Consider the following 17,898-nt stretch of genomic DNA (forward strand, 5'->3'; position numbering starts at 1 on the left):
GTGGCACCGGGGACCTTCGCAAGGAAACCATCGTGCAGAATTCTTCAGGCAACACCCTGGACAACACCCCAAGCACCATCCAACCAACCGGCGCCCTCACCGCCTATGGCTACACCGCCGCCGTCGCCCGGCACTTCGATGATCACCCGTGTCCCGGCGCCACGGGACACGGACGGGTGGTCCGCGTGGACCGCACCCTGCTCCTGGTTGCCGTGGACGACGGGCTGCTCCACCTTCCCTACCCCCTGTCCGGCGAGCCGGCCGTCACCGGCGACTGGGTCTGGATCGGCCAAAACCGGGCCGGCGGCCGGCAGATCCTGGCGGTGCTCCCCCGCCGCTCGGAGCTCAGCCGCAAACGTGCGTTCGAGGACTCTTCCGAGGAGCAGATCCTGGCCGCGAACATGCATACCGTGGGGGTGGTGGTGCCGGTGGACCGGCCGCTCACGCACAACAGGCTGGAACGCACCTTGGTGGCGGTATGGGACTCTGGCGCCACTCCGCTGGTGATCGTCACCAAGGCTGACCTTGCGCAGGTGGCGGACGACGTCGTCGGGAAAGTCATCCTGCAGGCGCCGGGCGTGGAGGTGGTCACCACGTCCGCCGAGAATGGCGACGGGATCGACGAGCTGATATCCCGTATCCCGTCCGGCGGCACCATCGTCCTGCTGGGTCCGTCCGGTGCGGGCAAATCCACCCTCATCAATGCGCTGGTGGGCCGGGAGGTCCAGCAGACCGGTGCCGTGCGGTCCGGCGACTTCAAGGGCAAGCACACCACCACGGCCCGCGAACTGGTGCCGCTGTCCAACGGCACGGTGCTGATGGACACCCCGGGGGTGCGCGGCTTCGGACTGTTCGACGCCGGGGAAGGCCTGGGCGGGATGTTCGGCGATGTGGAGGAACTGGCCGCCAGCTGCCGGTTCGCCGACTGTGCCCACGGAAATGAACCCGGCTGCGCCGTGCGGGAAGCTATTGACAACGGCGCCTTGGAGGCACGGCGCTGGAATTCGTACCTGAAGATGCAACGTGAACTCGCGGCGCTTGCCCGCCGCTCCGACATTGCCGCCCAGCGCGCCTACTACCGGGAGTGGCAGCAGAAGGTGGTCACCGCGGGTAAGTCGCAGCGCTGGGCCGAGCTCGAGGCCTCCGAACGCGGCAGCAGGAACAGCGGGAAAGGTCGGAACCGGAAGCGGTAGCGGACGTGCCGGAACCGGCACGGGCCATCCTGGCGGCGGTGGATCGGTCACACATGGATTGGATCGGCTGATCCCTTGCGTTCGGCATTTCCGCCTCCCATAATAAATGAATGGCATTCATTTATTCCTCCGCCGTTGGGTCCGCCGCCGCGCCCAACCCAGTTTCGCCTTCTGTTGCCACCGGGATGCCCGCCGAGTGGGAAGCCCACCAGCGCACCTGGATGGCGTTCCCGCCGCCCAATGAGACCTTTGGTCCCGCGGGCAGCCAAACCCTGGACCGCGCCCGCGCCGCGTGGACCAGGGTGGCACAGACCATCGCCCGGTACGAGCCCGTTACCGTGGTGGCCGACCCGCGGGACGCCACCGCCGCAAGGGAATGGCTCGGTAGGGGCATCGACGTCGTGGAGATTCCCCTGGACGACGCATGGCTCCGGGACAGCGGGCCCACTTTCGTACACCAGCCGGACGGTTCGCTGGCCGCCGTGGACTGGATCTTCAACGGTTGGGGCGCCCAGGAATGGGCGGAATGGGGCAAGGACGAAGCCGTGGCAACCACGCTCGCCGCCACAGCCGGCGTTCCCGTCCGCGCCAGTTCGCTGGTGAACGAGGGCGGCGGGTTCCACGTGGACGGCGAAGGAACGGTACTGCTGACGGAGACCGTCCAGCTCGATCCCGGCCGTAATCCCGGCGCCACCAAGGAATCTGTCGAGGCGGAGGTTTCCGCGGCCCTTGGCACCACAAAGACCATCTGGCTGCCGCGCGGACTCACGCGCGATTACGATGAATTCGGCACGCGCGGCCATGTGGACATCGTGGCAACCTTCGCCGGACCCGGCACCATCCTGCTTCACCGCCAGGACGACCCCGCGCACCCGGACCACGCCGTCTACCTGCAGCTGAAAACCGTCCTGTCCGGCCAGTTGGACGCCCAGGGCCGGCCGCTGCGCATCATCGACGTTCCCGCGCCCACCACCCTCAAGGACGATGAAGGCTGGGTGGACTGGTCCTACATCAACCACTATGTGGCCAACAACGTGGTGGTGCTGTGCAGCTTCGATGACCCCAACGACGCCATTGCCGCAGGCATCCTGGAACGCGCCTACCCGGGGCGGACTGTGGAACTGGTGGATGCCCGCGACATCTTCGCCTTCGGCGGCGGCATCCACTGCATCACCCAGCAACAGCCGGCCGCGAAGGAGGATGGGGCATGACGCTGATCGGGGAGCAGAAACGCGTGCCCTCGGCCCGCACGTTCAACGTGGTCGAGGCCAGCATCAGCCGGCTGCGCGCCGCACTCGAATCCGGCGAGGTCACCAGCGAGGAGCTGGTGGGGCTCTATCTGGAGCGGATCCGGAAATATGACTCATCAGGCATATGCCTGAATGCCCTGGTGGTCATGAATCCGGAGGCGGTAGCTGAGGCGCAGGCGTCCGACCGGCGCCGGGCGTCCGGTTTCACCCTCGGCCCGCTGGACGGCATTGCGTACACGGCGAAGGACAGCTACCAGGCCCGCGGCCTCACGGTTGCCGCCGGATCCCCGGCATTCAAGGAACTGGTGGCGCAGCAGGACGCTTTCACCATTGAACGGCTCCGGGCCGGCGGGGCAATCCTGATCGGACTTACCAATATGCCTCCCATGGCCAATGGCGGGATGCAGCGCGGGGTCTACGGCCGGGCAGAGAGCCCATACAGCCCGGACTACCTCACCGCCGCGTTCGCGTCAGGCTCCTCCAACGGCTCCGGAACCGCCACGGCCGCCAGTTTCGCGGCGTTCGGCCTTGCGGAAGAAACCTGGTCCTCCGGGCGCGCCCCGGCGTCGAACAATGCCCTCTGCGCCTACACCCCCTCCCGCGGCGTGATCTCCGTCCGCGGCAACTGGCCCCTGGTGCCCACCATGGACGTGGTGGTGCCACATGCCCGGACCATGGCCGACCTGCTGGAAGTCCTGGATATCGTGGTGGCTGACGACGCCGAGGCACGCGGGGATTTCTGGCGCGTGCAGCCGTGGGTTCCCGTGCCAAAGGCGTCAACCGTCCGCCCGCCGTCGTACGTTGGCCTGGCCGTGCCGGGCGCTGCTGCGGCCGCCGGCGTCCTCGCCGGCAAGCGGCTGGGCGTCCCCCGCATGTATATCAATGCCGATCCCGCCGCCGGGACCTCCGCCAACCCGGGTATCGGTGGCCCCACCGGGCAGCGGATCGATACCCGGGCCTCGGTGCTGGACCTCTGGAATGCGGCCAGGCGCGACCTCGAAGCCGCAGGTGCGGAGGTCATCGAGGTGGATTTCCCCGTGGTCTCCAACTACGAAGGAGACCGGCCCGGCGCCCCCACCATCGCCACGCGGGGCCTGGTGTCCCCGGAGTATCTGCGGCGGGAGATCGTGGACCTGTCGGCCTGGGCCTGGAATGACTTCCTTGAGGCCAACGGCGATCCGCAGCTGAACTGCCTCGCCGACGTGGACGGCTCCGCCATCTTCCCCGCCCCCCAGGGTTCGCTGCCCGACCGCTACGACGGGTTCGATGACGACATCAGCGACTACCCGGCCTGGATCCGGGAGCACGGCGTTCCCATCCTGGCTGACATTCCGCACTTGCCCGAGGGGCTGGCCGGGCTGGAAGAAACCCGCCGCGTTGACCTGGAGGACTGGATGGACCGGCTGGGCCTGGACGCCGTGGTGTTCCCGGCAGCTGCCGACGTTGCACCGGCCGACGCAGACACCAGGAAAGAGTCCGCGGACATCGCGTGGCGCAACGGCGTGTGGGTGGCCAACGGGAACCTGATCCCCCGGCACCTCGGGATCCCCACCGTCACTGTCCCCATGGGAATCGCGGCAGACCTTGCCATGCCCGTGGGCCTGACCATCGCCGGCAAGGCGTACAGTGACACGGACCTGCTCCGGCTGGCCGCGGCCTTCGAAGCCACCGGGAACCGCCGTATTCCACCGCCGCGCACCACGGAGGCCGGAGAAGCAAAGGCCTCCTGACAGACGCCGCCGCGGTGGCTGTCTTGGCCGCAGACTTCCGGTGCAGCCTCCATGGCGGCCTCGAACGGCCCGGGGCACTGGCGGACGGCCGCCGCCCGCTCAGCGGAAGTGCCTTGACAGCCCGCTTTGTTAGCGCTGACAGTGGGATGACCCCGATACCAAGCGAAAGCCACTCAATGAAGAACTGGGCAGGAAACCTCGAATACTCCTCCGCCGATGTCAGGCGGCCGGAATCGGTCAGCGAACTGGCTGCCATTGTCGCCGGTTCGCCGCGGGTCAAGGCCTTGGGGTCACGGCATTCGTTCAACCCCGTGGGCGACACGGACGGTGTCCACGTCCTCCTCGACGCACTCCCGCAGCAGGTGGAGGTGGATCGGGACCGTTCAACGGTCCGTGTCAGCGGCGGGGTGAGCTACGGGGTCCTGGGCCGAAAACTGGAGGAAGCCGGCGTCGCCATCCACAACATGGCGTCACTGCCGCATATCTCGGTAGCCGGCGCGGTGCAGACCGGCACGCACGGTTCCGGCGTCAACAATCCCGCACTGGCCGGCGCCGTGGAATCCGTCGACCTGGTACGGGCCTCGGGCGAGCAGGTCACGCTGTCCCGAAAGGACGGGGACGATTTCCTTGCCAGCGTGGTGGGCCTGGGCGCCCTCGGCATCGTCACCGGGTTGGAACTGGCGGTGCGGCCAAGTTTCCGGATGCGACAGCGCGTCCTGGAAGACCTCCCGTGGGACAACGCGCTGGCGGATTTCACCGCCATAGTTTCCAGCGCCTACAGCGTCAGCCTCTTCACGGACTACTCCGGCGACACCGTCAACCAGGTCTGGCTCAAGGCCCTTGACGGGGAAGAGCCGCTGGCCAACTTGTACGGCGCCACGGCTGCCGTCCGTCCCCGCCACCCGCTGCCGGACATGTCTGCCGAGAACTGCACCATCCAACTGGACCAGCCCGGGCCCTGGCTGGACCGGTTGCCGCATTTCCGCCATGAATTCACGCCGAGCAACGGCGACGAACTGCAAAGCGAGTTCATCCTGCCTATCGGGCAAGCCCCCGCAGCGCTCCAGGCGGTCCGCGCCCTGGCGGACAAGCTCGCACCCCTGCTCTTCGTCTCGGAGATCCGCACCGGTGCCGCCGATGAGTTTTGGCTCAGCCCGTTCTTCCGTCAGCAGAGCGTGGCCCTGCACTTCACCTGGAAGCCGCTGCAACCCGAGGTGGAGGCTTTCCTTCCGGTCCTCGAGGAAGCCCTGCGGCCCTTCGGGGCGAGGCCGCACTGGGGGAAGCTGTTCACCGCGGACGGTTACGACTGGGAAGAGCTGTACCCGCGCTTCGCAGACTTCCGCGCCTTCGCCGCCGCGCACGATCCCGAGGGCAAGTTCCGGAACGGGCTGCTGGACAGCATCCTGGGGGTTCCCGCGCGCCGGTAGGCTGGACTTATGATCCGTCGCCACACAGCCCTCGCAGCCGTCCTGTCCACAGCATTGTTGCTGACCGGGTGCGGTGCGGCAGGGGACGCTGCCGGCAACGCGGCCAGTGCGGCAGCTTCCCAAGCGGCCTCCGCCGTGGCCCAGGAAGTCACCAAGCAGATTTGCGCGAGGGTCCAGGACGGGCTTGTCAGCGTGGAGGACAAGAAGGCGCTGGCCGGTCTGGTGTCTGCGGCACGGGACGCCGGGGTGCCCGCGGAAATCACGACGCCGCTGGGCGACGTTGCTGCCTCCGGAGACCAGGTGCCGGCAGACTCAGTCAAGGCCCTCCAGGACGCCTGCCGGTCCTGACCCGGGAGAGGCTGAGAGGGTCCTTCGGCGGTTTCCCGCCGTCGTCAGTTCTGGCGGGGCTGGTCCCACACCCGCATGCCGCCGGCCCGGCCGGCCTGGGCGCGGTGCCCGGTCCGGTGTTCGGGCGGCGCGAAGGGGACCACGCCCGTTTCACTGCCGGGCGGCACGGCGTGCACGAACTTCGTGAGCTCCTCCCGGAGGGCCTTCCAGGAAATGTCGGAGTCATGCGGGTAGGCGTTGACCTCCGCCTGCCGTGCGGCCTCGACCGCAGCGGCGCCCGATTCGGTCAGCTCCACCTTCAGCTGCCGTCGGTCCGAGGCCTGCCTTGTCCTGGTAATCAGTCCGGCCGCTTCCAGCCGGGTGAGGACCCGGCCCAGCGTCTGGCTCTGGACCCTGACCTCCTCGGCGAGCTGTTCTTGATTGAGCGGGCCGCCGGTCAGCCCTTCCAGGGCAATTACGGCGGCACGGGTCAGGCCAAGGTGGGCCAGGGCATCGTCCTGGCGCCGCTGGATCAGACGTGCCGCCAGCGTGATCAGGCGGTAACTGCTCCGGGCATCAGGATCGAGGTTGCTGGTCATCGGGCCGCGGCCTTCCTGCAGGTGGCAAGGTGCTCGTCACCCCGCGTCCCTACCCCCCTACAATAAGCATGCTTAGCAACATATTCGCAAGTAGACTTAGTATTCATCTGCAGCCGAACCCGGACCAGGTTATTTTTTGCCCTTTTTCCGCGAGCCCCGGCCCCGGCCCTTATCCGGGTTGGGGGCGTAGCGCTGGGCCACTTTGGGAGCCTTTTTGGTGCCGGTTCCCCGCCAGTCCGGTTTGGGATCCTTCTTTTCCTTGACCAGCTTGGCAGAGGGCTGCCGCGAACTCTGGGCGGTACGGCCACGCACTATCCCGATAAACTCCTCGAGGACCTCGTCCGTGGCTTCGGCGGGCCACGCCAGCGCGATTTCCGTTCCGTCCGCCCCCGTCAGCCGCCGCGCCACAGTGTCTTTGACGTTGAGATGGCGCGCCACCGGCATGGGGAGGATCACCAGGCCGGCACCGGCGGCAACCACCTGGAGTGCCGCCTCCGGTCCGCCCAATGCGGCCACATCGAGGATCGATTCCTGCTCCAGGTCGGCCAGCGCCACATCCTCGAACACGGAGATCTCGTGGCCTTTGGGAGCCACCACCACGGGCTGCTCCTCATACAACGGGATGACGCTGAGCCCTTCCCGCTCCACCGGAAGGCGGACGAAGGCCATGTCCGCCCTACCGTCACGGAGCACCCCAAGCTGGTCGCCGTCGTCGACCATGAATGCCCGCAGCGGAATATCCTGCATCCGCTCCTCCCACCGGCGGATCCATTTACCGGGCGTCACTCCTGCCACGTAGGAAATGCGGAGAATCCGCGGCTCGTCCCCGGCAATGGCATCGGGGGCGTCGGGGGCAGGGGTATTGTCGGCGGGCACGTCTTCACAGTACCCGCCGCCCGGATACCCTTGAAGCATGACCTCTGCAAACTCCCAGTCCATGAAGCCGGCCACCGTTGCCAAGAAACTTGGCATCTACCTGCCTGCCGCGCCGCAGGAGTTCCAGGATTCAACCATCACCCGCGAGGAATTCGCCGAACTTCAGGCCAACCCGCCGGAGTGGCTCGCCGAGCTCCGCCGCAACGGACCGCACCCCCGCCCCGTGGTGGCCCAGAAGCTGAACGTGTCCATCAGCGGCCTGGCCCGCGGCGGCGTGGAGGACGCGCTCACGACGGCGGAAATCACCGCACTGCTGCAGGCGCCGCCGCAGTGGCTGGTCACCGAGCGCTCCACGCACGCATCCGTCCGCGCCGAGGCCCAGCGGGTCAAGGATGAGGCCGCCAAGAAGCAGGCCAAGAAGGACCGCACGCAGGCCCGGTAGCCCTCAGTCCTGGTGGATCTGGATGTAGTTGCCGCAGCCGTCGTCGAACACGGCGCTGGTGCCGAACGGATCCGTGGTAGGCGGGGTCTTGAAGCTGACACCGGCCGCCGTCAGCCGTTCGAATTCGGCCTGGACGTCCGGGACCCCGAAGACGATGGCGGGCAGGCCTGCCTCCCGTATGGCATTCATGTAGTCCGCGCCGATCGGGTTGTCGCTGGGCTCCAGGAGCAGGCCCGTGGAACTGTCGTCCGCTCCGGGATCCTTGATGATGTAGAGGTTGTACTCAGGCATGGCCATGAGCGTGTCGAATCCCAAGGTCCCGGTATAGAAGGCATGGGCGGCGGCGGGATCCTGGACGTGGATGCTGCACATTTTGATACGCATGGGTCCACGGTACTCATGTCCTGAGCGTTTGCAGTGCGGTGGACCAGGGAATGATCTGGCCAAAGAGCCGCTGGAGCGCCTGTTCGGCGCCTTCGGAGGGTGTAAAGGCGGTGTAGTCCCGGAAGTCCGCGGCAAACGTTAGCGCCACCTGGGCCCGAACGTCGGCCATCTGCAGCTCGCCGGCGATCAGCCGCAGGTTTTCCACCGCCCGGACACCACCGGCGCTGCCGTAGCTGACGAACGCCGCTGCCTTGTTGTTCCATTCGGCATAGAGGTAGTCCAAGGCATTCTTCAGGGCCGCGGGAACCGAATGGTTGTATTCAGCGGTGACAAAGATGTACCCGTCGAAATCCTTGACCGCCGCGGCCCACCGCTTCGTGTGGTCATGCTGGTACCTGCCCCGGGAAGGCGGCAGCGGCTCGTCCATGAGCGGAAGATCGTAGTCGGCCACGTCCAGCATCCCGAATTCGGCGCCGCCGTGCTCCGCCGCGCGCCTGAGCACCCAGTCCGCCACCTCCCGGCCCCGTCGCCCCGGCCGAGTACTGCCTGCCACCACTGCGATCCTGACCATGGTCCGCCTCCTTGCCTGCGCGGTACTCCCCCACGGGACAACACCGCTGCTCGCCGTTTATTCCGGCGCCGGGCGCCATTGACGCTGTGCCCGGAAGAGGGTGCAATGGAATGACCAGCCCGGGCGTTCCGCCCATGGCCTGGGGCGCTGGAGGTGCAAAATGTCAGCCGTGGCCGAATTCCTGTTCCAAGGTCTGCATCAAGGTGCATGGGCGGTCCTGTTGGGCGGCCCGGTCCTGGTTTGCAGCGTAGCCGCAACGGTTTTTGCCGTGCGGAGGCGGACGCTGGGCCGCAGGGACGGCGCGGCGGAGGTGCCGGACCAGCTGTTTTGGGACGTCTTCCTGGGCTCGTGCGCAGCACTTCCGGCCTTGATCATCCCTGCGATGGTGTCCCCGTGGTCCGGGCTTGTCTTGGCAGGAGCGGCCGTTGCCGCGGGAATTGCCGCCCACCACGGCACCCCCCGGTACCTGGCGTGGCAGTCGGCACGCCGTGAGCACCGGCGGCAGCTCTCCGCGCATCAGGCCGCCACGGCGCGCCACGACGAACTGCTGCTCCGCTGGCGCCGCTATGAACTCGATCCGGCCAGCACCATCGACTACCCCGGACTGACCGATGTGCGCCTGCCTGAGACCTCTGCACTGATCAAGGCGATGCGGACGGCGGACCAGATGCGCACCTCCGCGCATACCACGTACCCGGATGCCGTCGGAAGCCTGGCGGCAACCTTGGCGGCGGCCGAACGGGCGGCTGGAATTCCGCCCCGTCAGCCGGCCGACCAGGCCGGCTGACGTTAACTGCTGTGTCGGGAGCGGTGGATCGGGCCGCAGCACCGGCGATAGCATCCGAGGATGAAGCCTGAGGAAGTGCCGGTCCATGACAAGTTCGGACGGCTGCTGGAGGACCGCGGAGTCTGGCGCCAAGCCACCACCCTGGAAGCCGCCGGGGAACTGACGGCCCGGTGGCTTGAAGGCGGCAGTTCCTACCAGCCCGGACACTTTGCGCCAGGCTCCGACGACGAGACCAGGCCCATTGCCGCAGCCTTGGCCGAACTCAACCGGCATGGGCTTTTCACCAAGGAATCCCAGCCCGGCATCCAGGACGGCGCCGCCGCGCAGCGGGAATACGTCACCGGATTCTGCAGTGCCGCCACCGCCGGTGAACTGCTGGCTCTATCCACCCGCACCGAACTGGTGACCGTGGCGCATGCACCTGGCGAGGCAAGCAGCGCAGCCATCCCCGTGACCCTTGCCGGATCGGACGTCACCACAGTGCTGGGCTCCAGCGAAAATCCCGTGGCGGAGGACCAGATCCGGGACTGGGCAGGAGAAACCAACGATGCCCTGGCCCTGCTCCTCGCGGATTCCTGGTACGTGGAAATCCTGGACCCGCTGTGGGGCCGCAATGACGTGCTGCTGCCCGCCGTCCTGCAGGCACTGAAAAGGGCGGAGCAGCCGTAGCCGCCCCGCCCCCTGGCACTGCTAGAGTTCCACGGTTCCGCTCTCGCCAACGCTCATCCGGCTGTTGGTGACCTTCGACTTGACCCACTGCAGTACGGTGGCCGCCGTGCCACCCGGGCTGGTCCAGTACTCCGCGGAGTCCGATTCGACCCGAAGGAGGCACACCTCGGGGGTGTCCGGGCCGTCCGGGAACCATGCTTCGACAACTTGGTTCCACATTTCATGGATCTTGGCCCGGTCTGTGACCACCTCGGCGGTACCGGCCACGGAAACCCATTCGGTCTTCTTGCCAAAGGCGACGTTGACGCGCGGATCTGCCCGGACGTGCGCAACCTGCGAGGTGCCCAGGCCCGTGAAGAACCACATGTCGCCGTCGTCCATGACCTCCTGGACTGCCAGCGGCCGGCTGACGAGGGCGCCGTCTTCGTTGATGGTGGTAACCATCCCGATCCTGGCATCGTTGATGATCTCAGTAACCTTGCTGATGCTCTGGGCGTCAGTCATGCCTCACCTCGTTCGTCTGAAGTCGGGGACGCTCCCCGCCGCCAGCCTATTAGTAAGCATGCTTATTTACCAGCCGGCGGCGACCGGAACCTTCGCGACCTCGGCGATGCGCGCGGCGGTCAGCCGGCCCATGCGGACAGCCCCGTCAACATGCTGGTAGCCCTCCGCGGCCAGGTCCGAGGAAGACCAGTAGATCGGACCCACGGGAGCCAGCTGGTCCTTGCCGTAACGGTGCAGGCCGCCCAGGTCGTAGCTCGCAGCGTAGGCGCCCCGGGTCCATTCCTCCGAACCCCAGTCGGATTCGTAGTAGACCTCGGGAGCCAGGGCCTCGGCGCCGAGGAATCCGGCAATGGACTCCAGGATGGCGCGCTTGCGGTCCTCGGCACTGAGCTCGAAGACGGCGTCGGCCTTTTCGTCGGAAACAAAGCCCACCAGGGTACCGCGGGAATCTCCGTGGTTGGTGTTGTCGTACACCTCCTGGACCAGCGCATCCGCACCGAAGCCGGTGCCGGAGAGCCCTTTATCCCGCCAGAACGGCGTCGCGTAGACGGCGTGGACCTTGATGACCAGGCCCAGGGACTGGTGCTGGTGCATCTGATGCTGGCGGCGCGGAAGCGGCGGGTTGAAGGAGACGCGGGAGTAGAGGTTGGGCGGCACGGCCATGATCACAAACCGGGCGTTGACAGTGGCGCGGTCCGACTCGACGCTCACGCGGTGCCCGCCGTCGGCGTCCGACTCCCACGCAATGGTGCGCACCGGGGAGTCCAGGACGACGTCGTCGCCCAGTTCCCGGGCCTGGAGCAGGGAAACCTGCTGCATCCCGCCCACCACGCGGCGGTCCAGGATGAAGTCCTCGTCCGTCAGGTGCGTGAATGAGCCGGCGGAGGCCGCCATCAAAACCGCCTGCAGGGCGGAGAAAGCGTGTGCCGGCTTGGTCAGCATGCCGCCTGCGATGAAGAGGCCGATGTTCTTGCAGGCTTCCTCGTTGGCCGAATTTTGCCGCAGCCAGTGATGGAAGGAGACGGTGTCCAGCTCGCGGGCCTTCGGGTGCGCCCACGGCTCCGTGGCGCCGATTTCGGCGGCCAGGCCGTCCAGCAGGGCCACCAGTCGGTCCATTTCGACGGCGGTGTCCGCGTCCACGGGGAAGGTGTCACCGGTGTAGCGCACGGGCGTGCCGTCCGCGCCGATGTAGATGGACTCGCCGTCGCGGTAGCGCGGGTAGGTTTCCAGGTTCAGTTCCTGGAGCAGTTCCAGGAGGGCGGTCTGGTCCGGGGAAACCCACTGACCGCCAATCTCGAGCATGGCGCCGTCCACGGTGTCCGTCCAGGTGCGGCCGCCCACGCGGTCGCGGGCCTCGAGCACGGCGACGGTGAGGCCGGCCTTCTTCAGTTCACGGGCGGCGGTGAGTCCGGACGGCCCGGCTCCAACGACCACGACGTCGCGGTTCAGGTTCAGCATGATGTCCTCTCTTCGGTTTCCCTGGTGACGGAAACCACTAAATGAATGGCATTCATTTATTTAAACTATAACCGCCTGCCGCCGGGAGCGGAAGTACCGGATGGAATAATGCTGGAGACCACCAACGAAAGGGCAGCAATGCCGGCAGTATCAGCCGCACAGGGACGCACCGCGACCAGCGGGGGCGCGCAGAGGAGGCGCGCAGGCAGGCCGTCGGCGGCAGTGCTGGACAAGGCAGGGATTACGGCGGCCGCACTGAAGCTGGTCAGCCGTAAAGGCTATGACGGGCTGACCATGGCGGCCCTCGCCAAGGTGCTCGACGTGGCGCCGTCCGCCCTCTACAACCACGTGGCATCCAAGCAGGACGTGCTGCTCCTGGTGGAGGACCACCTGATGTCACTGGTGGACGTGTCCGGATTTGGCAGCGACAGTTGGGAAGACGCCGTCCGGGCCTGGGCCTGGAGCTACCGGGACGTCTTTGCCGAGCACACCCCGCTGATTCCCGTCATCGCCGTCCTGCCGGTGACGGACGCACCGCAGACGCTCGCCATGTACGAGACCGTCAGCAAGGGATTTTCCGACGCCGGGTTCCCCCAGGACCGGATCATTCCGTCCATCGTGGCACTGGAGTCCTTTATCTTTGGATCCGCCTACGACGTCACCGCGCCCGAGGACATCTTCGATGCCGGTTCAATGGCGGAATCCACGCCCTATTTCACGGCCGCCGTGCGAAGTTCGGCATCAGGACAGGATGCGCCGGCCGGGCAGGAACGGGGCCGCCCGGCCGACACCGCCTTCCACCTTGGGCTCGAAGCGCTGATTGCAGGCTTCGGGGCCATCAGGAAGTAGCGGCCGCTCCGGGACTCAGGCGGTGTGGTCCACCGACACGACGATCTTGCCCCGGGTATGTCCGGACATGTTGAGCCGGAAGGCATCCGCCGCCTGATCCAACGGGAACACCTCGGCAACCTCCACCCGCATCTTCCTCTCATCCACCAGGTCCGCGAGTTCCTGAAGCTGGGCACCAATGGGATTTACCCACATCCAGGTGCCGCCATGCTCCTCAACGTCACTGTCGGCGATCGAGGCGTGACGCCCGCCGTCCGCAAGGACCGCGAGGGTGGCCGCCAGGTTGCCGCCGACGAAATCGGCAACCACATCTACCCCGTCGGGACGGAGGGACCGGACCCGGTCCGCCAGGCCGTCCCCGTACGTGACGGGGTGCGCACCCAGTGAGCGGAGGAAATCGTGGTTCTTTTCCGAAGCGGTGGCGATGACCTCGGCACCCAGCGCCACGGCAATCTGGATCCCCAGGGATCCCACGCCACCGGCGCCGCCGTGGATCAGGACGGTCTCCCCGGAGCTGAGGCCAAGGCGGTTCAGCACCTGGTAGGCAGTCAGACCAGCCAGCGGAAGCCCTGCGGACCCGTTCCAGTCAAGGGCGGCGGGCTTCCGGGCCAGGAGCCTTTCGGGCAGCGCAATGTATTCGGCGAAGCTGCCGCCGTGGACATAGTCCTTCCGCCCATACGCGATCACTTCGTCGCCGGGCTTGAACTGCGGTGCGTCAATGCCCACCGATTCCACCACGCCCGCCACATCCCATCCGGGAATCGCCGGGAACTGCAGGTCCATGGCGGCGTCCAGGTAACCTGCCATGATCTTCCAGTCCACCGGATTGACCGCAGCTGCCTTCACCTTAACCAGGACCATTCCCGGCCCCACTTTCGGCAGAGGCTGCTCGGTGAGCTCAAGGACGTCGGGGCTGCCATATTCGCTGTACGTAATTGCCTTCATTGCTGCTTCAACAGCGTCCCGGGCCGGAGCTATTCCGGCCGCAGCCCGGAAGTGGTGAACGCTACAGGTCCAGAACACTACTTGTAATACAAGTAGACCACTTATATCCTAAGGAGGCGGGCGATGGAGCCCAGCCACGCCCAGAGGAGATTCAATGAGTACCGTCGACCTGATCCGGCACGTCAAGCTGTCCACCGCGCGCCTGCCCCTCACCGTTCCCATCAGTGACGCCAAGGTCTTCACCGGACGGCAGAAGCCCATGACCGAGGTAGTCTTCCTTTTCGCCGAGATCACCACGGAACTCGGGCATGCGGGCATCGGCTTCAGCTACTCCAAGCGGGCCGGCGGGCCGGCCCAGTACGCCCACGCAAAAGAGGTCGCCGAGGGCCTGATCGGCGAGGACCCCAATGACATCGCCAGGATTTACACCAAACTCCTGTGGGCCGGCGCCTCCGTGGGCCGCTCCGGCGTCGCCACCCAGGCCCTGGCCGCCGTCGACATCGCCCTGTACGACCTGAAGGCAAAACGCGCAGGGCTGCCCTTGGCGAAACTCCTGGGCTCCTACCGCGACTCGGTGCGGACCTACAACACGTCCGGAGGCTTCCTCAACGCCACCCTCGAGGAAGTCAAGGAACGGGCCACATGGTCCATCGAGGAAGGAATCGGCGGCATCAAGATCAAGGTAGGCCTGCCGGACAGCAAGGAGGACCTGCGCCGGGTCGCCGGCATCCGCGAGCACATCGGGCCCGACGTGCCGCTGATGGTGGACGCCAACCAGCAGTGGGACCGCACCACGGCACTGCGCATGGGGCGCCGCCTGGAGGACTTCGATCTCGCCTGGATCGAGGAACCGCTGGACGCCTACGACTTCGACGGCCACGCCCACCTGGCACAGGTCCTGGACACGCCCATCGCCACCGGTGAAATGCTCGCCTCCGTCGCCGAGCACAAGGGCCTCATCGCCGCCAACGGCTGCGACATCATCCAGCCCGATGCCCCGCGCGTCGGCGGCATCACCCAGTTCCTGCGCCTCGCCGCACTGGCTGACGAACGCGGCCTGGGCCTTGCCCCGCACTTCGCCATGGAAATCCACCTCCACCTCGCAGCGGCCTACCCCCGGGAGCCCTGGGTGGAACACTTCGACTGGCTGGATCCGCTGTTCAACGAGCGCCTGGAGACCAAGGACGGCCGGATGATCGTTCCGGACCGCCCCGGCCTCGGCGTCACCCTCAGCGACCAGGCGCGCGCGTGGACCACCGAGAGCGTGGAATTCGGCGCGTAACCTTGACCCATGAGCCGGAACCTCACCGCGGATCTCGCCGCTGACCTTCGCACCCGCATCGTCGACGGCGTCATCCAGCCGGGTGAGAAGCTGCCCAGCGAGAACACGCTCATCAGCGACTTCGGCGTCAGCCGCACGGTGGTCCGCGCAGCGCTGACCCGGTTGCAGGCGGAGGGACTCGTGGAAACCGAACGGGGACGGGGCAGCTTCGCCCTCACGCCGCCCTCGGACGCTCCGCCGGCCATGCCGGGCGGCCGTCCCGTGGCCAGCACCGAGGACAGGCTCCACTTGCTGGAATTCCGCATGGGAGTGGAGGCCGAGGCCGCGGCGCTGGCCGCCCGCAACCGCACTGACAGGCAGTTGCGGGCCCTGGGCACTGCACTGGAAGCCTTTACCGAAAATTCGGACCACCCGGCCCACGCCATGAAGTCGGACTTCGAATTCCACCGGGCTGTGGCGGCGGCCTCCGGCAACCCTTATTACTCCGATTGCCTGGCCGCGCTTGGCCAGACCATGATTGCGATGCCGCGCACCCGCCTGATGACCGGCGTCGAGCACTATGCGCGGGACCATTTCGACCAGGTGGTACTGGAGCACCGCTCCATCCTTGAGGCCATCGCGGATGGTGACGAGGCTGCCGCGGCGGCCGCCATGCGGAGCCACCTGGCCAATTCACGACGCCGGTTCAAGGCTTCCGCGCGCCCGTCCACCCAGGTGCCCCCCGCCGTCGGCCTTTAACCGTCTTCGCGGGGGCAGGCCGCAGGACACCCTCATCCGGACGGGACACCCGCGGACGCGGGGGTGGAAAGTCCGGACGGGGCGCAAAAGAGGGGCGATGCCCACTTTATGGGGAACGCAAAAGAGCCCCGGTCCAAGACCGGGGCTCTTATATTTGCGTGCGCGAGGGGGGATTTGAACCCCCACGCCCTTTCGGACACTGGCACCTGAAGCCAGCGCGTCTGCCGTTCCGCCACTCGCGCGCAACTTCTTCCACTCAGCCGGCCCGGTTTTCCGTTCCTGCACCTCGTAAAAGCAGCGAGATCAAGCATAACGGACACATGCGGCAAATTACCAATTGGCCCCCGGGCGCCCGTTTCCGCCACCTCGGATCAGGTTGGCGGCAGGACAAAAACAGGGCTGGAACCGGCCGGGGAAGCCGCCGAAAGCCGGGGCGGCGCCAGGGCCGCGGCGTTGTGGGGACGAACTTTTGCCGGCGCCCGGCCGTTGTGGATTAAGGTCATTCACAGGGCTGGCCAGTAGTATCGGATACAGGAGTGACTGCCGCCGGCGGGCACCCCCGAATGCGGCGCACTGCACTGCAGGTGCTGGTCAGGAACAACCACTGCCCCGGGACCGGGGGGAAAGGAGAAGAACCATGGGTCTGCTTGACAGGGTCGAACGCGGCATTGAAAAGGCCGTCCGCGGTGTCTTCTCCACCGGCTCCAAGGCCCAGGTCGAGCCCGTGGAGATCGCCAGCAGGCTCCGCCGCGAGGTGGACCACAAGGCACTGACCGTGGCGGCCGGCCGCACACTGGTACCCAACGTTTTCGACGTCCAGCTCAGTGATGAGGATTTCCGGCGGGCACAGGAGTGGGGCACTCCCCTCGCCGAGGAACTCTGCGACGTTGTCATCAACCACGTCCGGAGCCAGGGCTATATCCTCCAAGGGCCTGTCAGGATTTCCTTTCGCCGGGACGCCGAGCTTCGCGCCGGTGACTTCGAGATCGCTTCGTCCACCGAAAAATCCCAAGGCTCGGCGGCTTCGGCACCCGCCCAGGCGCGGCCCAATGTTCCGGCAGCACCAAGCCGGCAGCCGGCCAGGCTCCAGCCGGTGCTCGATATCGACGGACAGCGCTATTCACTGAACGCGCCGTCCATCATCCTGGGCCGGTCCTCCGAGGCAGATATCCACATCGAAGACACGGGAGTCTCACGGCGCCACCTCGAAATCAGCACGGCCAACGGCGTAACGATCGCGGTGGACCTTGGGTCCACCAATGGCAGCTACGTCAACGGGCAGAGGGTTTCCGGCAGCACCGAGCTCACGGACGGCTCCACCATCACGATGGGACGGACAAAGATTATCTTCCGCCTGCTTCCTGCCAACCCGGGTGGCCGCGCATGAGCGACCTCACCATCACCGCGCTGCGGTTCGGATTCCTGCTCCTCCTCTGGGTGCTCATCTTCAGCATCGTCTCGGCCATGCGCCGTGACCTCATGGTGGGACGCAAGGCAGCAGCCGGCGCCCCCACGGCACGGCAGGTCCGCCGAAACCCTGAACTGGCCGAGCCGCCGCAGCAGCCCGTTAAGCAGCAGGCCCGGCAACTGGTGGTAGTGGAAGGACCCCTCAAGGGCAAAACCCTTCCCTTGGCAGCCAGCCCCATCCTGCTGGGACGCGCCCAGGAAGCCACCCTGGTCCTGGAGGACGACTACGCGTCGGGCCGCCACGCCAGGCTGTTCCCGCAGGGCAGCCGGTGGTTCATCGAAGATCTCGGCTCCACCAATGGAACGTACCTGGGAGACCAGCAACTGACCCGCGCCTTGCCGGTTGAGCCAGGGGTACCCGTGAGAATCGGCAAGACGGTCATTGAATTGAGGCCGTAAC

General features: G+C 66.8%; 20 protein-coding genes and 1 tRNA gene. 13 read left to right on the forward strand and 8 right to left on the reverse strand.

From position 1 onward, the window contains the following. The first annotated feature begins 32 nt into the window (after positions 1-32). The 5 genes from rsgA to QRN53_RS07555 all read left to right on the forward strand — a co-directional run bounded on the left by rsgA (position 33) and on the right by QRN53_RS07555 (position 5,948). A complete protein-coding gene (gene rsgA, locus QRN53_RS07535; protein ID WP_285243395.1) occupies positions 33-1,193 on the forward strand; it encodes a ribosome small subunit-dependent GTPase A in 1,161 nt (386 codons plus the stop codon). 110 nt (positions 1,194-1,303) lie between these two features. Continuing rightward, a complete protein-coding gene (locus QRN53_RS07540) occupies positions 1,304-2,404 on the forward strand; it encodes an agmatine deiminase family protein (RefSeq protein ID WP_285243396.1) in 1,101 nt (366 codons plus the stop codon). Then, positions 2,401-4,173, forward strand: coding sequence for an amidase (locus QRN53_RS07545; protein WP_285243397.1), 1,773 nt, complete (start codon positions 2,401-2,403; stop codon positions 4,171-4,173). Before QRN53_RS07540 ends, QRN53_RS07545 begins: the two co-directional genes overlap by 4 nt. A 176-nt stretch (positions 4,174-4,349) precedes the next feature. Next, on the forward strand, positions 4,350-5,600 hold the full coding sequence (locus tag QRN53_RS07550; protein WP_285243398.1) for a D-arabinono-1,4-lactone oxidase: 1,251 nt from the start codon (positions 4,350-4,352) through the stop codon (positions 5,598-5,600). A 9-nt stretch (positions 5,601-5,609) separates the two neighbouring features. After that, entirely contained in the window at positions 5,610-5,948 is a 339-nt protein-coding gene (locus QRN53_RS07555; RefSeq protein ID WP_285243399.1) for a hypothetical protein, read from the forward strand. A gap of 44 nt (positions 5,949-5,992) precedes the next feature. Here the strand turns inward: QRN53_RS07555 and QRN53_RS07560 are convergent, their stop codons facing one another. Beyond that, a complete protein-coding gene (locus QRN53_RS07560) occupies positions 5,993-6,526 on the reverse strand; it encodes a MarR family winged helix-turn-helix transcriptional regulator (protein ID WP_285243400.1) in 534 nt (177 codons plus the stop codon). A 129-nt stretch (positions 6,527-6,655) separates the two neighbouring features. After that, entirely contained in the window at positions 6,656-7,477 is an 822-nt protein-coding gene (locus QRN53_RS07565; protein ID WP_285243401.1) for a LysR substrate-binding domain-containing protein, read from the reverse strand. Here QRN53_RS07565 and QRN53_RS07570 point away from each other — a divergent pair. Beyond that, positions 7,440-7,844 carry a DUF5997 family protein gene (locus QRN53_RS07570; protein WP_285243402.1) on the forward strand — a complete coding sequence of 135 codons (405 nt, stop codon included), beginning with the start codon at positions 7,440-7,442 and terminating at the stop codon, positions 7,842-7,844. The genes QRN53_RS07565 and QRN53_RS07570 overlap by 38 nt on opposite strands. Positions 7,845-7,847: 3 nt before the next feature. Here the strand turns inward: QRN53_RS07570 and QRN53_RS07575 are convergent, their stop codons facing one another. Both QRN53_RS07575 and QRN53_RS07580 read right to left on the reverse strand, forming a co-directional pair. After that, the gene (locus tag QRN53_RS07575) at positions 7,848-8,228 is read right to left on the reverse strand and encodes a VOC family protein (protein WP_285243403.1); all 381 of its coding nucleotides are present in this window, start codon (positions 8,226-8,228) and stop codon (positions 7,848-7,850) included. 13 nt (positions 8,229-8,241) lie between these two features. Then, positions 8,242-8,799 (reverse strand): NADPH-dependent FMN reductase, encoded by a 558-nt coding sequence (locus QRN53_RS07580; RefSeq protein ID WP_285243404.1) that lies wholly within the window; start codon positions 8,797-8,799, stop codon positions 8,242-8,244. Positions 8,800-8,959: 160 nt separating this feature from the next. On the opposite strand from QRN53_RS07580, the gene QRN53_RS07585 reads away from it, so the two are divergent. Both QRN53_RS07585 and QRN53_RS07590 read left to right on the forward strand, forming a co-directional pair. Beyond that, entirely contained in the window at positions 8,960-9,586 is a 627-nt protein-coding gene (locus QRN53_RS07585) for a hypothetical protein (protein WP_285243405.1), read from the forward strand. A 60-nt stretch (positions 9,587-9,646) separates the two neighbouring features. Continuing rightward, a complete protein-coding gene (locus tag QRN53_RS07590; protein ID WP_285243406.1) occupies positions 9,647-10,255 on the forward strand; it encodes a DUF6919 domain-containing protein in 609 nt (202 codons plus the stop codon). A gap of 21 nt (positions 10,256-10,276) precedes the next feature. Here QRN53_RS07590 and QRN53_RS07595 read toward each other — a convergent pair whose 3' ends face one another. Together QRN53_RS07595 and QRN53_RS07600 are read right to left on the reverse strand one after the other, a co-directional pair. Then, positions 10,277-10,759 (reverse strand): pyridoxamine 5'-phosphate oxidase family protein, encoded by a 483-nt coding sequence (locus tag QRN53_RS07595; protein ID WP_285243407.1) that lies wholly within the window; start codon positions 10,757-10,759, stop codon positions 10,277-10,279. A 66-nt stretch (positions 10,760-10,825) separates the two neighbouring features. Beyond that, the gene (locus QRN53_RS07600) at positions 10,826-12,217 is read right to left on the reverse strand and encodes a flavin monoamine oxidase family protein (RefSeq protein WP_350224161.1); all 1,392 of its coding nucleotides are present in this window, start codon (positions 12,215-12,217) and stop codon (positions 10,826-10,828) included. 108 nt (positions 12,218-12,325) lie between these two features. On the opposite strand from QRN53_RS07600, the gene QRN53_RS07605 reads away from it, so the two are divergent. Then, positions 12,326-13,066, forward strand: a complete 741-nt coding sequence (locus tag QRN53_RS07605) for a TetR/AcrR family transcriptional regulator (protein ID WP_285243408.1) — start codon at positions 12,326-12,328, stop codon at positions 13,064-13,066. Positions 13,067-13,081: 15 nt separating this feature from the next. On the opposite strand, the gene QRN53_RS07610 is transcribed toward QRN53_RS07605, so the two are convergent. Then, the gene (locus QRN53_RS07610) at positions 13,082-14,011 is read right to left on the reverse strand and encodes an NADP-dependent oxidoreductase (protein ID WP_285243409.1); all 930 of its coding nucleotides are present in this window, start codon (positions 14,009-14,011) and stop codon (positions 13,082-13,084) included. A 154-nt stretch (positions 14,012-14,165) separates the two neighbouring features. Here QRN53_RS07610 and QRN53_RS07615 point away from each other — a divergent pair, with 154 nt between their 5' ends. Further along, entirely contained in the window at positions 14,166-15,293 is a 1,128-nt protein-coding gene (locus tag QRN53_RS07615; protein WP_285243410.1) for an L-talarate/galactarate dehydratase, read from the forward strand. A 9-nt stretch (positions 15,294-15,302) separates the two neighbouring features. Continuing rightward, positions 15,303-16,031: a FadR/GntR family transcriptional regulator gene (locus QRN53_RS07620; protein WP_285243411.1), complete on the forward strand. Its 729-nt coding sequence runs from the start codon at positions 15,303-15,305 to the stop codon at positions 16,029-16,031. A 159-nt stretch (positions 16,032-16,190) separates the two neighbouring features. Here the strand turns inward: QRN53_RS07620 and QRN53_RS07625 are convergent. Then, positions 16,191-16,273: transfer RNA gene (locus QRN53_RS07625), tRNA-Leu, on the reverse strand. Positions 16,274-16,668: 395 nt separating this feature from the next. Here QRN53_RS07625 and QRN53_RS07630 point away from each other — a divergent pair. Continuing rightward, positions 16,669-17,418, forward strand: coding sequence for an FHA domain-containing protein (locus QRN53_RS07630; protein ID WP_285243412.1), 750 nt, complete (start codon positions 16,669-16,671; stop codon positions 17,416-17,418). Beyond that, on the forward strand, positions 17,415-17,897 hold the full coding sequence (locus QRN53_RS07635) for an FHA domain-containing protein FhaB/FipA (RefSeq protein WP_285243413.1): 483 nt from the start codon (positions 17,415-17,417) through the stop codon (positions 17,895-17,897). The genes QRN53_RS07630 and QRN53_RS07635 overlap by 4 nt, the downstream gene beginning before the upstream one ends. Position 17,898: the final 1 nt, after the last annotated feature.

This window comes from Pseudarthrobacter sp. fls2-241-R2A-127 (genome assembly GCF_030209355.1).
In the GTDB taxonomy this organism is placed as follows: domain Bacteria; phylum Actinomycetota; class Actinomycetes; order Actinomycetales; family Micrococcaceae; genus Arthrobacter.